Annotated in this window: 13 protein-coding genes and 1 other RNA gene; 8 read left to right on the top strand and 6 right to left on the bottom strand. The window is 56.6% G+C overall.

All coding sequences use genetic code 11. The features are described 5' to 3' along the window. Positions 1-114: 114 nt before the first annotated feature. The gene (recN, locus tag AMD14_RS08225; RefSeq protein ID WP_011050974.1) at positions 115-1,779 is read left to right on the top strand and encodes a DNA repair protein RecN; all 1,665 of its coding nucleotides are present in this window, start codon (positions 115-117) and stop codon (positions 1,777-1,779) included. A 383-nt stretch (positions 1,780-2,162) separates the two neighbouring features. Here the strand turns inward: recN and fur are convergent, their stop codons facing one another. Further along, a complete protein-coding gene (fur, locus tag AMD14_RS08220; RefSeq protein WP_003483626.1) occupies positions 2,163-2,573 on the bottom strand; it encodes a ferric iron uptake transcriptional regulator in 411 nt (136 codons plus the stop codon). A 104-nt stretch (positions 2,574-2,677) separates the two neighbouring features. Here fur and AMD14_RS08215 point away from each other — a divergent pair, with 104 nt between their 5' ends. Continuing rightward, positions 2,678-3,073 (top strand): outer membrane protein assembly factor BamE, encoded by a 396-nt coding sequence (locus AMD14_RS08215; RefSeq protein WP_003483624.1) that lies wholly within the window; start codon positions 2,678-2,680, stop codon positions 3,071-3,073. A gap of 273 nt (positions 3,074-3,346) precedes the next feature. On the opposite strand, the gene AMD14_RS08210 is transcribed toward AMD14_RS08215, so the two are convergent. Then, the gene (locus tag AMD14_RS08210) at positions 3,347-3,634 is read right to left on the bottom strand and encodes an RnfH family protein (protein WP_040107602.1); all 288 of its coding nucleotides are present in this window, start codon (positions 3,632-3,634) and stop codon (positions 3,347-3,349) included. Between the two features lies 1 nt (position 3,635). Next, a complete protein-coding gene (locus AMD14_RS08205; RefSeq protein WP_005913723.1) occupies positions 3,636-4,067 on the bottom strand; it encodes a type II toxin-antitoxin system RatA family toxin in 432 nt (143 codons plus the stop codon). Between the two features lie 60 nt (positions 4,068-4,127). Here AMD14_RS08205 and smpB point away from each other — a divergent pair, with 60 nt between their 5' ends. Then, positions 4,128-4,631, top strand: coding sequence for an SsrA-binding protein SmpB (gene smpB, locus AMD14_RS08200; RefSeq protein WP_011050971.1), 504 nt, complete (start codon positions 4,128-4,130; stop codon positions 4,629-4,631). A 138-nt stretch (positions 4,632-4,769) separates the two neighbouring features. Here smpB and AMD14_RS08195 read toward each other — a convergent pair whose 3' ends face one another. Beyond that, positions 4,770-7,217 carry a S8 family peptidase gene (locus AMD14_RS08195; RefSeq protein ID WP_011050970.1) on the bottom strand — a complete coding sequence of 816 codons (2,448 nt, stop codon included), beginning with the start codon at positions 7,215-7,217 and terminating at the stop codon, positions 4,770-4,772. A gap of 135 nt (positions 7,218-7,352) precedes the next feature. Here AMD14_RS08195 and ssrA point away from each other — a divergent pair. From ssrA to AMD14_RS23065, 4 genes are all read left to right on the top strand, one after another. Then, positions 7,353-7,749, top strand: a transfer-messenger RNA (tmRNA) gene (gene ssrA, locus AMD14_RS23075). 107 nt (positions 7,750-7,856) lie between these two features. After that, positions 7,857-9,389, top strand: a complete 1,533-nt coding sequence (locus AMD14_RS23070) for a site-specific integrase (protein ID WP_011050969.1) — start codon at positions 7,857-7,859, stop codon at positions 9,387-9,389. Between the two features lie 17 nt (positions 9,390-9,406). Then, positions 9,407-11,317 carry a DUF7380 domain-containing protein gene (locus AMD14_RS08175; RefSeq protein WP_011050968.1) on the top strand — a complete coding sequence of 637 codons (1,911 nt, stop codon included), beginning with the start codon at positions 9,407-9,409 and terminating at the stop codon, positions 11,315-11,317. Positions 11,318-11,344: 27 nt separating this feature from the next. Next, positions 11,345-12,241: a hypothetical protein gene (locus tag AMD14_RS23065; RefSeq protein WP_011050967.1), complete on the top strand. Its 897-nt coding sequence runs from the start codon at positions 11,345-11,347 to the stop codon at positions 12,239-12,241. Between the two features lie 2 nt (positions 12,242-12,243). Here AMD14_RS23065 and AMD14_RS24615 read toward each other — a convergent pair whose 3' ends face one another. Beyond that, positions 12,244-12,570 carry a hypothetical protein gene (locus AMD14_RS24615; protein ID WP_131829998.1) on the bottom strand — a complete coding sequence of 109 codons (327 nt, stop codon included), beginning with the start codon at positions 12,568-12,570 and terminating at the stop codon, positions 12,244-12,246. Between the two features lie 91 nt (positions 12,571-12,661). After that, on the bottom strand, positions 12,662-14,260 hold the full coding sequence (locus AMD14_RS08170) for a MobA/MobL family protein (protein ID WP_011050966.1): 1,599 nt from the start codon (positions 14,258-14,260) through the stop codon (positions 12,662-12,664). A gap of 429 nt (positions 14,261-14,689) precedes the next feature. On the opposite strand from AMD14_RS08170, the gene AMD14_RS23060 reads away from it, so the two are divergent. Then, complete coding sequence (locus tag AMD14_RS23060; RefSeq protein ID WP_011050965.1) at positions 14,690-15,487, top strand: DUF6216 family protein; 798 nt, start codon at positions 14,690-14,692, stop codon at positions 15,485-15,487. The last annotated feature ends 31 nt before the right edge of the window (positions 15,488-15,518 follow it).

The raw sequence follows: 15,518 nt of genomic DNA, 5'->3' as shown, positions 1-15,518 counted from the left end.
GATCATCCGGTGAGACAGCGCATAGATAATGTCTGGCCCCGGGGATGGCAAGCATCCGATTCCCCGTTTGCCCCTGCCACCCTAAGCTTCCCCAAAGCGTTCACACTCGACCTCATGCTCAGACACCTCTCGATCAAGGATTTCGCCGTTGTCCGTGCCACCGAACTGGAATTCGGGCCGGGAATGACCGTGGTCTCGGGCGAAACCGGCGCCGGCAAGTCGCTGATGGTCGACGCGCTGGGCTTTCTGTCCGGCCTGCGCGCCGACAGCGGCGTGGTCCGTCATGGCGCCGAGCGCGCCGAACTGTCGGCCGAATTCCAGCTGCCAGCCGAGCATCCCGGGCTGCGCTGGCTGGCCGACAACGAACTCGACGACGAGGCGCAATGCCAGCTGCGCCGGATCATCCGCGCCGACGGCGGCTCGCGCGCGTGGATCAACGGCCGTCCGGTCACCTCCTCGCAACTGGCGGAACTGGCCTCGAAGCTGGTCGAAATTCACGGCCAGCACGAGCACCAGGCGCTGATGGCCCGGCACAGCCAGCTCGCACTGCTCGATGCCTACGCCCGCAACAGCGCACAGCGCGAGCAGGTGCGCCAGGCCAGCCAACGCTGGCAGGCGCTACTGGACGAGCGCGACGCCCTCTCCGCGCAGGGCGATGTCTCCGACCGGATCGGCTTTCTGGAACACCAACTGGCCGAACTGGAACGCGAGGACCTTGACCCGGCCGCGATTGCCGCACTGGACGTCAATCACCGCCGCCAGGCCCATGCCACCGCGTTGATCGGCGCCTGCGACAGCGTCGCCCAGCAGCTCAACGGCGACGACGGCGCCAGCGCCCTGGGCCTGTTGCAGGACAGCCGCCACGATTTATCGCGCGTGGCCGAGCACGAACCGCGGCTGGGCGAGGTGGACGCGCTGCTGGACAGCGCAGTGATCCAGATCGAGGAAGCGCTGGCCCTGCTCGACCGCGTGCGCGACGACCTGGAGGCCGACCCGGCCCAGTTCGAGGCCATGGAGCGCCGCCTCGGCCGTCTGCACGATCTGGCGCGCAAACACCGCGTCACACCGGACGAGCTGGCCGCGCATCGCGACCATCTGAGCGCCGAAGTCGAGAGCCTGCGCGGCGCCGACGAGCGCCTGCAGCAGCTCGACAAGCACATCGAAACCGCCACCGGCGCCTGGCGCAGCGCGGCCGGTGCGCTCAGCGACAGCCGCACTGCCGCTGCCGAGGCGTTGTCGGCCGCGACCACGGCGCTGATCGGCGAGTTGGGCATGGGTGGCGGGCAGTTCCTGATCCAGCTGCAGCCACACGAGAGCGCCCGGCCGGACCCCAATGGCGCCGAACGGGTGGAATTCCTGGTCGCCGCCAACGCCGGGCAGCCCCCGCGCGCCTTGCGCAAGGTTGCCTCCGGTGGCGAGCTGTCGCGCATTTCGCTGGCCATCGAAGTGGCGGCGCTGGGCCTGGACAGCGTGCCCACCATGGTGTTCGACGAAGTGGATTCGGGCATCGGCGGCGCGGTGGCCGACATCGTCGGGCAGAAGCTGCGCGCGTTGGGCGAAGAGCGCCAGGTGCTGTGCGTCACCCACCTGCCGCAGGTCGCCGCCAAGGGCCATGCGCATTACCGGGTCAGCAAGGCGCCGGTGGACGGCATGACCCAGAGCGCGGTCGAACTGCTCGGCCCGCAGACCCGCCAGGAAGAATTGGCACGCATGCTGGGTGGTGTGGAAGTGAGCAAGGAAGCGCGCGCGGCCGCCCGCAAGCTGCTGCAGAGCGCCTGAGCGGGCGAGTCGGCCGCAAATTCAGACTCCCCCGTTCCTCCGCCGTCTGACAAGGCTCCCTTCCCCCGCCTGCGGGGGAAGGTGCCCGAAGGGCGGATGGGGGCGACATCGCTGCGACGCGACCACGACAGGCGCATGCGATTGCCCCTCATCCGGCGCTGCGCGCCACCTTCTCCCGCCAGCGGGAGAAGCGCGGTCTGGCTGAGCGCGATCTGTCGGCTGCACTGCGAACGGTCGCCCGCCGGCTCCCTCCCCCCGCCCGCGGGGGAAGGTGCCGAAGGGCGGATGGGGGAAGCCGTGCATCGAATCCACCAACCGCCCCACAACGGACAAGGCGGCCGAAGCCGCCTTGTCATTCGCACTAGCGCTAGCTACGCCCCAGCTCAGCGCGCACGCTTCTTGCGCACGTACAGCACCAGCGAGTGCTCTTCCAGTTCATAGCCATGCTTGGCGGCGATCTGGCGCTGCAACGCCTCGATTTCCTCGCTCTCGAACTCGATCACGTGACCGGTATCCACGTCCACCATATGGTCGTGGTGACCGCCGCGATCCAGCTCGTAGACGGCCTGCCCGCCTTCGAAATTGTGCTTCAGCACCAAGCCGGCCGCCTCGAACTGGGTCAGCACGCGGTAGACCGTGGCCAAGCCGATCTCGTCGCCGTGGTCGAGCAGTTGGCGATAGATGTCTTCTGCGCTGAGGTGATGCTGATTGCTCTTCTGTTCGAGCAGTTCCAGGATCCGCATGCGCGGATGGGTCACCTTGAGCCCGACTTTGCGCAGGTCGTGGGTTTCCATACGTTCTCCGTTCATTGGCGATTTAGCGCCAGCTGCCATCAAACGGGTCGCGGCGACCGGCGGAAGTGTATCATCGGCGTGATTTCCTCAGCACTTAATCCCCGATGCGTAATCTCCTGCTGGTCGCCGCCGTTGCTCTTTCCACCGCTGGCTGCGGCATCATCTACAAGCAGCCGATCTACCAGGGCAATCTGATCAAACAGAACGCCGTGGAGCAACTGCAGGTAGGCCAGAGCAAGCAGCAGGTCAGCGCGTTGCTGGGCACGCCCTCGATCCCCGACCCGTTCCATGCCCAGCGCTGGGACTATACCTCCACGCAGCGCGTGGACCGTCTGGCGCGTACCGAGATCAAGAATTTCACTGTGTTCTTCGAGAACGAACAGGTCGTGCGCTGGGAAGGCGACTATTTCCCGTCGCAGGACGAGCAGCTGGCCAAAGCCGCGCCCAAGCAATTCGGCCGCAACCTGGCACGCGACAAGAAGAAGCAACGCGGCCGTTGATGCGGTTGCTCTGCGGTGTCGTGATCGCCTGACCGGACCAAAACGCATCCCCTTAAACGGATGCGTTTTTCGTTTTGCCGGATGCCAAAGAGCGCTTCAGTGATCCCGCAGCGCCGGGCCCAGGACCGGTCCGTCGCGCTTGTTGTTGTTGCAGCCTTAGGTCGAGGCGCGCTCGTTCGACCTCATCGAACACATCATGAAGTCTTCAAGACGACGGCCAAAAGCGCTTGGTTTGCGGCGAGACCGAGTACGGCGTCGCAGCGTTGGAAGTCGCTAGCTGTTGTGGCCGGCTTTCTTGCTTGGTCCGGCACGCCTGCGCCGCGCCTCCTTGGGATCCAGCAATAGCGGCCTGAGCAATTCGACCCGGTCGCCGTCGCGCAACACCTGCTCCGGCCGCGCGACCAGCCCGTGCACCGCATGCGCGGCAGGGGCTTGCTGCAACGCCAAACCGGACGTGGCGACGGCTTCGGCCACCGTTGCGCCTTCAGGCAATTCCAGCTGTACCGAGCTGTAGCGATCCGGCCAGGCCAGCACCACTTCGATACGCATGCCGCCGCGCAACCTAGACGTCGCCGCGATCGGCGACGCGCACGAAATCGTTGACCATGCGGTCGGCCAAGCCCTGAAAGCCCAGCGCCAGCGCCGGGCCAAGCAGCCGCGAGCTGGTCTCCACCTCCAGGGTCAGACTCACCTTGCAGGCGCCCTCGCCCAGCGCCTGGAACTCCCACAAGCCTTCCAGGCGCTTGAACGGGCCGTCGCGCAGATGCATGACGATGCGCTCCGGGCGCTCGAGGATGTTCTCGGTGGTGAACCAGGTGCGGAACGACCCCAGCCCCAAATCCAGGCGCGCCACAATGTGCGCCTGGTCCTGCTCAAGCACATTGGCAGCGTCGCACCAGCCGAAACGGCGCGGGTAGGCGGCGACATCATTGACCAGATCGAACATGCGGGTGGCGCTGTGTTCGACTAGGGCGCTGCGACGGATGGTAGGCATTCGCTAACTTGTGAAAGACGGAAGATCGTTTGACGACACCGAATCGGCGACAATGGGCGGATGAGCAAGAAACAGACCAAGGATAAAGCAAACGGCGCGAAGGCCACGAAAACCATCGCGTTGAACAAGCGTGCGCGCCACGAATACCACCTGGAAGAACGCTACGAAGCCGGCCTGGCACTGCAGGGCTGGGAGGTCAAGGCGATCCGCGCCGGCCGCGCCAACATCGTCGACGGCTATGCCTATGTGCGCTCCGGCGAGATCTACCTGATCGGCGCGCAGATCACGCCGTTGATCCAGGCCTCCACCCACACGGTGCCAGTGGAACGGCGCGACCGCAAACTGCTGCTGCACCGGGCCGAGATCGACAAGGTGCTCAGCCGCGTGGAGCGCGAAGGCTACACCCTGGTGCCTACCGCGCTGTACTGGAGCAGCAACAAGGTCAAGCTGGAAATCGCCCTGGCCAAGGGCAAACAGAATCACGACAAGCGCGACGCCGCCAAGGACCGCGATTGGCAGCGCGACAAGCAGCGCGTGATGCGGCGGCATAATCGCGATGCGTGAATTGGGAATCGGGAATCGGGAATCGCAACGGCAAGATCCTTTCCCGCAGCGGCAGCGATATAGCCGGCTGAGCACGAGCTGAGGTCGTGGATGCTGGTCGCTTTTACGATTCCCGACTCCCCACTGCCGCTTCCCGAATCACGTCGCTCCAAGCATCCGCATCACATTCGGCACTCCCCTGCCCTGCACATAGCGGTCGCGCTGCAGGTCGGTACAGGTATCCAGCAGCAGTTGCTTAACCCGATCGGGGAAGCCGATGAACTCGCGGCGCGCCGATAGGAAACCCGCCAGCACGCCGGAGACATGCGGTGCGGCCATGCTGGTGCCGCTCATCTCCACCATCAGGCCGGCCGGGTCGCCTGGGTCGAAGTCGTAGTAGGCCGACAGGATCTTCTCCCCTGGCGCGACCACATCCGGCTTGCTGCGGCCGTCGGCAGTCGGCCCGCGCGAGGAAAAATACGACACGCCATAGTTGTGTGGGCTGCTCTTGTGCACCGAGCCGACCACGATGGCGTCTTCCAGGTTGCCCGGGTCGCTGATCGACAGATCCATGTTGGCCGCATACGCATCGCCATCGTTGCGCATCAACCAGGCCAGGCCCTCGTTGCCGGCAGCGATCACCACCAGCACGCCTTGCCGCCACAGCCGGCGTAATTCATTGCACAACGGCGTAAACCCACAGCCGTAGCTCTCCGGGTCGAAGCAGCCGCCTAGGCTCAGATTGACGCCATGGATGACCAGCTCGCCGGCGCGCTCGTTGATGTCGGCCACCTGCTGCACCGCCTTGATCGTCCACGAGTCGCGGCCGTTTCCGGCATCGTCGAGTACCTTGAAGCCATACAGCTGCGTATCCGGCGCCATGCCGGAAAATTCAAGCGTACGGCCGGGCGTGCCGCTCGCATCCGGGATCGAAGCGCGACACTGCCCGGCGATGATGCCGGCGATATGCGTGCCGTGCCCATGCCGATCGAGCCGGGTAAACGCAGTGCCGTCGGCGCGGGTCAGCCGTTTGGGCGCACCGCGCCGCGTGCAATCCCACTGTGCCACCACGTTGTCGCGCTCACCCTTGAGGAAAAAATGCGGGTGACCGGCCGCGATGCCGGTATCCATCACCGCCCAACCGATCTGCTGCCCGCGCGCGCGATACGCCGTGCGTGCCGCATCGGCATGCAGGACATTGCCCGACACATGGATCAACGCGCGTTTTCCGGCATTGCGCCACACCCGCCGAAAGCCCAATGTGCGATAGCGATCCTGCAGCGATTCGATCTCGAATCGGGTGAGCCGCGCAGACACGAAACGCTGCAGGCTGTCTTCCAGCTCGATCGCCTCATCCAGCGCATCACCACTCAAGCCGGTGGTGCGCGCAGCGGCTTGGCGCACATGCTGCAACAGCAATGCGCGCGCACCGGCAGGGTCGTTACCCAACACGCGCCGATCCAGCTCGATCAGCACATCGTGTCGGTGCTCCGGGCCATGCGCTTCGAGCTGCTCGCTGAGGTCCTTGATCAGCACTGCATTGGACACCGGCTGATCGAAGCCCACACCCACGGCTTGGCGCACCGCGGCGCGCACCTGCGGAATCGACAGATAGCCCGAAGCCGAATGCGGGTTGTGCTGCCAGTCCGGATTCAAGCGCGCAGCGGCCAGGTTTTCGAAACGTCCTTTTGCATTGGCGATGTCGTCGGTGAGGTCCGGGTCCAGCGCGATCGGGTCGCGCGTTTCGGTCACATTGATCCAGCGCTGTACGCACCCGGGGAACGGCAGTTTGCGCGTGCCGGTCCAGCGCTTGAACATGCTCCGCACCTGCGGCAACCCCAGTGGCGAGCCCAGGGTGAGGAACAAACTGACCTCGCAGTCGGCAGCCTTCAGCTGGCGCAGCACATCGAAGGCGATCATCGAACCCTGGCTGTGCGCCACCACCACGAATGGCCCGCCGCCTGCACGCAGCCGCTGCGCCAGACTTTCGCGCATCAGCGCCGCACGTTCCGGCACGAAGAACAGGTCATGCACGTCCTGCAACAATGCAGCGGAAATCAGCCGCAGCAACACCCGGTTGATCGCATCGATGGCCCCCTTGGCCTGCACGCTGCCGCGCACGGACGCGCCCTGAAGCTCGTCCAGCAGCCGATGCAGATCGGCACGTTCCTGCTCGCTCTGCGCCAGCGCGTCTGCCAACAGGTGCAGGTCCTGTTCGCCCGGCACCAGGCCAAGCGTGCTCAAGGCACGCTGCACGCTTTGATTGAGCGCCGGACCCACATCGCGCGCATCGCAATTGCCCGGCTCGGCCACTGGATAGCGCTCGCGATTGACCCAGTACGCCAGCCGCGTACGCTCGCCCATGGGCCGCCCGAACAAGGCCTTGTCCCACTGACAACGCAGCACATCAGCCGGCGGCTTGTTGCCGATGCCATGGATGTAGATCACCGTGCGCGCCTTGCCCTGCACGCGGGTCGCCGCGGACTCCTGGGCCCCGGCCTGCTGCGCACGCGCAGTGCGCGGCCGCGCCGGTTGTTGCGTGCTTGCAGCAGCCTTGCGCGGTAGCGCGCGTGCAGGTTTCGAACGTGGGGGCTTGCTTGTCGCCATCGCTTCGCTCCTTCGTTTGCAGACTGTTCCGTTCGGTACGGGACTGAAGCCACTGTAAGCGTTGCGCATCTCACCACTTGTGACAGGGCGCGCCGATCCCTACACTGACCCGGTCGGCGTTTTATTGCTTTCCCCGGGGGTGCACTGGTTTCGACGGGGGTCGCGAAGTCGCTTGGCGCATGCCGAGGGGGCAGCTTTCCTCGTTAATCCAGCAGCAAACTTTTAGTTGCCAACGATGACAACTACGGTTCGGACTTCGCTATCGCCGCTTAATTGGCTTTAGTTGTAGTTCTACAGCCGCCTAAGGCGAACCCCCGAACCTACTTGTGCCCGTGCTCGTAGGTGTAGGGTCATTATCACGGAACCATCGGTAGTGGCTGCCTGTCAGCTACCGGTCAGATAAAGCAGGCTGGTTTCCAGGTGCGCTTTGCCAACCGTGCTGCCTGGGAACGAGATCTAACGGAGGGCTAAGCATGTAGTGCTGGGGATGGAGTGCTTCCGGACGGCGGTTCGATTCCGCCCACCTCCACCATCTGATCGCGGAAAAGAGCAGTAAGTGCTTGATTTCGCGAAGGTTAGGCCCGGGGTTTGATGTTCAGTTTGAGCCTGCGTTAGGTATCAAACGAGGTATCAAACCCCGTGCCGAAGCCTTATTTTTTGCGCCGCCCTGCTGGGCTCTATGTGCGCTTCTTCGTCCCGACCGACCTCCAAGCTCTCGTTGGCTCGCGCTACCTTGTCCGTCCCGTTCGCTTGTGCCTGGGTGATGCTGCCCGACTGGCCGTAGCTCGAACTGCTGTGGCACTCTCGGAAGCATTCGATCGGATGCGGCGGGGGGCAAGCAGCATGAAGGACGATTTGCTGAGCCAGGCTTTGGCCGCATTGAAAGGCAACGAAGCTCGGCCCTACACCATCAAGGTGGGTGGGATGGAACTGTCTGCTAACGGAGCCGAAGACCATGCTCGGCTGCTCGAAGCGTTGAAAAATCTCCCGCTGCCCTCTTCCACCGAAGTGAGGAAGAAGGACGGGCCGTTATTTTCTGAACGCGCAGCCATCCATGTTCGTGAGATGAAACGAGTCGGTCGAAGTGCGACCAACATCTTCGACACCGAATACAGCCTCGGATTGTTCGTTGCATTGGTAGGCGACAAGCCTGTGGAAGACTACAAGGCCGATGATGTGAGGAGCTTCTTGGAAGCCATCGAGCACTACCCCAGCAACGCGAGTAAAAAGGCAGAATTTGCAGGACTGGCTCCTGCTGACATTTTGAAGAAAGCCAAAAAAGGCAGTTACGCCAAGCTTGGGATGCGCACAAAAGAAAAGCATCGAGACCGTTTGGCTGCATTTTTTAATGCGTTGGCCAGCGAAGATCTGATCAGCAAAGCACCGCATAAGGCTATTATCAATCGGTCCAAGGCAAGCACCGATGAGCCGAGTCGCAATCCATTTTCCAAAGACGAACTCAATGCCTTGTTCGAGCCTTCAAAATTTAAAATCTGGGCTTCGAAGTATCCTCATCGTTGGTTCGGCACTTTGTTGGGATTGACCACAGGTGCCCGCATCAATGAAGTCGCACAGCTTTATGTGGATGATCTCGATCACGTTGGAGGATGTTGGGGCATCCACATTCGTGCGGCACGAGCCGATCAGCGTTTGAAAAATGCGCATTCCTCGCGCTTTGTGCCCCTTCCCTCTGCGCTGATTGAAGCAGGAATTTTGATCTATCGCGATGAGGTCAAGGCCGCAGGTTTTGAGAGACTTTTTCCACATTTGCCGTATCACAGTGAACATGGCTACGGGGACGCATTGGGCGATCAATTCCGGTCCTATGCTAAAAAATGCGGACTGACGCAACGACTCAAAAGCTTCCACTGCTTTCGCCACACCATTTCCAATGCGTTGATCAATGAGCATGGCGTTTCGGTGATGACCACTCAGCAGATTACAGGGCATGATCTGACGCTCCCACCTGGGCTGAAACATTATGTTGATCCGCCCACGGTTCCAGCCCGGTTGCAAGCCTTGGAAAAATTTGGCCCACCCGTCGATTTGCCAGCCTATCAGCCCAAGCAATTTGATCTTTCGTTTAAGCAAGTTCGTCACATGGAACGGCGACGACAGACTGCAAAGCAAGAAGTAGTTGCGGTAAAAAATAAAACTGGCTGGAAAAATTAGACACGAGGCTTTTGCGCATGGAAGATCGAGATCAGGTGGAAAAGGAGCAAACTGCAATCGCTCCCCCAATTCCATCCATCATCAACAAACCTGTTCCGCTTGAAATCTTGGAGATTATGGATTGGCAGTCTCATCTTACTGATTATGACTGGACCGACCATCGTTGGAATGCTACTCAGCTAACGAATCAAAGATCCGAAGAATTGGCTAAGGAAGGTCACCAACAGGAGGCCTTGGTCTTGAAGTTACTCAGCTCAGTCATTTCGATGCACTTCGTTGGCAACGTGACTGAGCCATTTAAACCTATGTGGCAGCGCGATAATCGCTGCTCGCCGGCACCACAGCACCTTAGCCAACTGGATGTGCAGTTTCTTCAAGCTATGGCAAGGTCAGCAAAAAATCCTTGGCTTAAAGCGCGGTTGGCTGATGTGGCCTGCGTTGCAGGGCCGCTGGTTGGCTTAAAAGGCCGGGAAATGGGAGAAATGGGAGCAATCGCTGCCCGTGCCTACTTAGATCACGCAACGAAATTTCTCACCGGAGAGGAGCCCCTCAGGGCGATGGACTCTGTGGAGTGCTTGCAGCGGGCCATGCATTTGGGCTGGAAATTTCGCAGAAAAGAAGATGCGTTCCGAGAGGAAGTTTGGGGAACGACCATTGATGCAATCGATGATGCGATCAAAAGACAACATCTTGGAATCATTTCAGCACTCAAAGAAGAAATCCTTGGAAGACAACATGCCTACGCAGAAGGCACCGCTGAAAAGCTAGAAAAGGCCGTTGATACTTGGTTTAGCAAGGATCACGAAGCAGTCGTTGATAACATCCCAAGCTTCTACAAAAAAGCGGCCAGGCTTTGGCATGCCGCTAAGAACAGTGCTCGATCTGAGGCGTGTTATCACAAGGCTGCCGATGCATTGATTCTCAAAGCTCGTGGTGATCGTCAGGCCATGGTGCGAGCCGATTGGATGGCAGAAGGCATCGCTTTGCTTCGAAGGCACCGAGGTGACAGAACTAAAATTAAAGAACTGCAATCAGAGCTAGCTGAGATCCGAAGGACCATCTCGGATGAGATGCACTCCGTCAGTCACGCCATCGATACCAAAGACCTCATTGCTTTCATCGAGCAGCAAGTCACAAGCCCCGATCTCCCTACGGCACTCTTCCAAATAGCGTTTGCGTTCTCGGATTTCACTTCGGTCGAGCAAATAAAAGCAGAAGTCATCGAGACTTCTAAGAAATATGTTTTCCAACATCTCTTTGCGAGAGTCGTCTATAACGATGAAGGCGTTCCAGTGGAACGAGGAGATGCGTTCGATGCCAACGATCCAACCAATTTAGAACAGCACATGATCGAAAACATCTGTCGTTTTCATCATCCGCTGCTTGCCAATGTTGCGGTCATGCACGCCACCAGCCTGGTTCGTAATCGATGCGAGCCAACGCTCAATGACCTGTTGGCACTTACTCATGCATCCCCAATGGTTCCCGAGGGACACGAGTGGTCCTTGGCGAGAGGCTTCCTCGCGGGTTTGGAACACGATTGGGAAGAGGCTGCCATCTTTCTAATTCCACAAGCTGAGCCATTTGTGCGTGCTGCGTTTAAGCGGCACAACATCAATACGCTCGCCATCAAAGATGGAGTAGAGCAAGAGAAATCTTTAAGTGAGTTATTGATCCACGAAGACATCGCTCAGGTTTTCCACGAAGACATCGTGATAGAGCTGAAAGCCATTCTTACGCACCGATCGGGTCACAACCTGAGAAATCTCTATGGTCACGGCCTGATTAAAGATGAGCAGCTTGCTTCGACGGCAACCATCGTGCTCTGGTGGACATTGTTGCGGTTAATCATGTGGCCCTATCGCCATCGGTTGATTCCATCCTCAGAGACATTAGCAACGCGCACTCAAAAGCAACCTAGCGAATAAGACCCACTCAAATGATGAGAGGAATCAATGGCACGTTTAGCTGAAAGCTCAGTTGTTATAGCATTTCGGGACTGGCAGTGGATAAATCGACGCGCAAAAGCAGCAAAGCCGGATATAATGATTTCGCTTGAAGGAAATCCAGAAACATATCTAGGAGACTTAGAAGTCGCCTTCGATGAAAAATTCTTCTTATTCGAAGTAAAGTCGACCTCATCCACCATCAAAGAGGAGTGGAACAAAACCGTTGATAAAAAACCAAAACCAAAAACGCTATTTAAAACAATTTGCCAAACACTAAACGAATATGGCAAAGCAATTAATGACAAGGACTCGAAAACCCAAGAAAAGAATTGGCACCGGTTATCTCAATCAATGAGAGGGCACCACTTCCTCTATTGGGACCCAACAATCAGCCATTTCGCGATCAAACCCTATATTTTCGCGATATACAAAGAGCACAAGTTAAATATTAAAGATTTGAGTAAGCTTGGAATAGATGCTCCTCATATGAACACAGCAACACTATTTATAACCTCGCATTGCCTAGGAGCATCCCAATCGCCAGTTTGGCAAGAAGGCGGCGACATTAAGTATGAGCAAATTAGTAGTATTACTCCGGAGATGCTCCTGGATAAATCTGCCAGACTCATCTCAGGTCTTATTAGTAAGACGAGGTATTGGAACCACTTGGGACTCAGCCTAGAAGAACTTCAAGATTATGTTGGCTTTATCTGCAAAAACCGATCCTATGAAACAAGATGTTTACTAACGTCTGATAGTGGTCATATTTTCGTAGAAACCCTCAACACCTCTGACTTAAAAAAAATTGTAAGCGCTATCCACCACAAACAAGTAGAACCTAATAGCACACCACAATTTAATAAAAATTCTTTATACGAGACTGCGAAAAAGAGCCCCTCTTGAAACTAAAGTCTCGCCTGCCGACATCTAGCTTGCGAGGCATTCGCAGCACGCACAAATGCTTCGTGTTGCTCAGCACCGACACCCTCGGGAACTTCTGATTTAAACTCAACAAAATCCCACAAGCTTCCAAACGATGGCCGATACTGAGGATTTTCATGAGAAACCTTATTTTCAGCAGAATTTAAAGAAGTCATCCGTTTAAGATATATTTTCAGCGCCTTGTCCGCTTTTTTTCTCGCTTTCTTTGATGAATAGCTATGAAGGGAGACGAGGTATGCTCGCCCCCAAATTTCTACTGCGGTCACTGGAGTATTGAATAAATTTTCCATTATAGAAATTTAATATGTTTTTCAGCCATGTCAACACGAAAAGAAACATTTAAAACCACTTGCACTAGTAATGGCCTATATCCGGACTCCATCATATACGAGGCTTAAATTTGAACTGGGGGCCCGCCGTCGCACTTCCATTTTCGATCGTCTTATCTAAAAAAACCGAAGCACTAACATTATTGACCTGAAAACGGCCTATTAAGCTTTGACAGATATTTATCATCGATTCGCGTGTTCGGTCGGTCCGCCATTCTCTCAACTTCATGACTCGCTTCGAGACCATGTGCCTTGCCTTCTGAGCTTGACGAGCGGCCAACGCTGATTCAGCCGTTGGCGCTTCACCATCGAATTCCGAGAGTCTGGCCTTTGCAGCGAGGTAATCGCACTGCGCACGGTAAGGGCTCACCAGCATCCTCGCATAACGCACCATGGATTCACCGAGCTGCTCAGTGTCTTCGAACAGAAATGGCTTTGTCGCGTAGTGATCCACTCTCCGGCACATCAAAGCGTCATACGCTCGGTTAAAGCAGTCTTCAATCTGGATGCCAGGGATGCTGTTGAGGATATCCAACGCTTGCCGAGCGGTCTCATGCTGCGCTTCTAACCACTGCTCAATCAGCTCCGCCTCTTGATTTAAAACCTCTGCATCTTTTCCGGTCGCTCTTGCCAATCGTGTGACCTTGCTGGCTTGCCTAGTTAATGGGCTATATCGAGTATGGATACGGTTTAGAACCTGCTGACTTGGTCTGTGGCCATTCGAATAAAGTTGCTCATCAAAACGACCACTCTCCTGCCGAACAAAGCTTCCCTGCCCTTTCTCTCTCGCGCGATCCCGAAGCGCTGCTTCATGACTGTGGCTAGCAGGCACATCATGGACTAGACGGTTTTCCCGGGAAGACTGGCACTCTTTTAAAAGTTGAGCAAAGCGTCGATCCGCTGATGTTACCTTTTCTCCCAAGACCACAGCTTTCTGATGGCGTTTGGCCTGGAAGAATTCCCCACGAGAGATGCGTTTTTTCGGCGCTCTGGCGAGTGCTCTGGCCTTCTCGTAATCGCCTCGCTTGAACGCATCTTGCGCTTGGGCTCTCAGTGTTCGGTGGTCCACTCGTGCTTCAACGCCGGCCATGACAAGGTGCGCGTTGATCACTGATGCAATCTTGCCCCGTAAGACTTTCATCTCAGTGGCTCCTGCCCCCTGCCTTGCATCTAACTCGGCACAGGCCCGCTCCCCTAGTCCATTGGCATCGACTTTTCGGGCTGAGACGAGGAGATGCACATGATGATTTCGCTGGTCTCCTCTTCGACCAGGTGAGTGAACAGCCACCAGCACAGCAGCTTGATAACGATCGACAAGCAGCTGGCCAAGTGCAACCGCAAGCATTCTGCGCTGTGGAGCGTCTAAACTGTTTGGCAAGGAAACTTCGACTTCCCTCGCCACGCGAGCATTTGCTCTCGTTTCTTGCTGCTCATTAATATCCCAGAAGCTTCGAACATTGAGACACCATCTCGGTGCCCCATCGGGAGCAAGCATTTGTTGTGAAACAACGCCCGATCTTTTCCCATATTTGTGCGTTGTCTTGTGAGTTGTATCCCGCAGATTGATCCCTGCACGATAAGCGGCCGCAGCCACTGATGATTGACCTTTGCCACGACTAAACGATTTGATGCTGACATGATAAATTGCCATTGATTCCCGGTTGAGGTTGGTTGATAGTGGGAATATCAAAATGGCGAATTGCTTGTCCGTCTAGATGATAAGGACGATTATAAATCGGAGAGATACGTCACGGTGTTTTTTACTATTATTCGCATGCTACAACGGCTTATTCGTCTCGTCAGAGACGGCTTCTCATCGCGAAAGCGATGCCCACGGTTTTTGCGAAGCAAATAACCATATGTGGGCCCTTACCTCTCTCTTTTTTTGATATTCCTTAAAAGTATTTGAATATATAAATGATAAGACATAGGTCGTGGGTTGTCAACAAAATTTGGCAACGCCTGAACTAGATGAACAAAACCTGTACGGATCAAAAAATGATTAGGTGTCACAAATACTTTCCAAACAATTGCATTAACTAAAAAACCACCGACTACAATCAGAAGGCATTTACAACAAATGGAATGGCTTAAATTTTCAACAGGCGAGATCGCTGCTGGCTCCATCATCGCGTTTCTCTTAGCAGCCGTATTTGCATGCTGGCGCTCCGGCTCTCTCCATCCTATCAACACCCGTGTGCTGCGCCTTTTTATTAGCAAAGACGATATTGAAGACGAAGTCATTCGCAAGAATTTAGCGGATCACTCTGCACTTGCGGGATTTCGAATGGCACATCAAATTCGCGCCCAAACTCTTAAAGACGCTAAGGCCCTCATTGCCTTTTCGGATTTACACAACATCCCGCTCAAACTGATTGGACATGCAGGGTGGGCGTTTGATCTCAAAAGCCATGTCATCCACCCAAAACGAGTTCACTCAAAGTGGTGGATGATTTTGCCATTGATCCCATTCGTGGCATCTATTTTTCTTGCTGCCATATTGTGCATGATTGCCACAAAAGATAGCTTACTAGTTAGCTTAAAAGAAACGGGGACAGATTTATATATTGCTGAAACCGAAGCAAAAACGACAGGACTTTTTTCAAGCAGGAGAGATACTTTAACTATCGACCAGTGCAAAAACACTGCCGACAAACAAGTCATCCCTGCAACCTTCGACCCCCGAGATCTTAAAATTCTTTGCCAGGTTTGGGCAGATCCAACACTTAAACCGCATCTAGCAAAAGAAGTGCCCAAGCAAAGACATGCATCGCTGTTTGCCTTCGCGGTCTCGCTATGGTGCGCCTGGCTCTTCTATACCATATGTAGAGAGTTGATTTCTGCAAATAAACTTAAAGATCTTCTTGAAGAGCGGTAATCCCCCCGCTTTTAGCGTTCGCCAAAAGTGG

It is taken from the genome of Xanthomonas citri pv. citri (genome assembly GCF_000961215.1).
Taxonomy (GTDB): domain Bacteria; phylum Pseudomonadota; class Gammaproteobacteria; order Xanthomonadales; family Xanthomonadaceae; genus Xanthomonas; species Xanthomonas cissicola.
The sequence above is the reverse complement of the archived record's forward strand: the minus strand, read 5'-3'. Positions and strand labels throughout refer to the sequence as shown.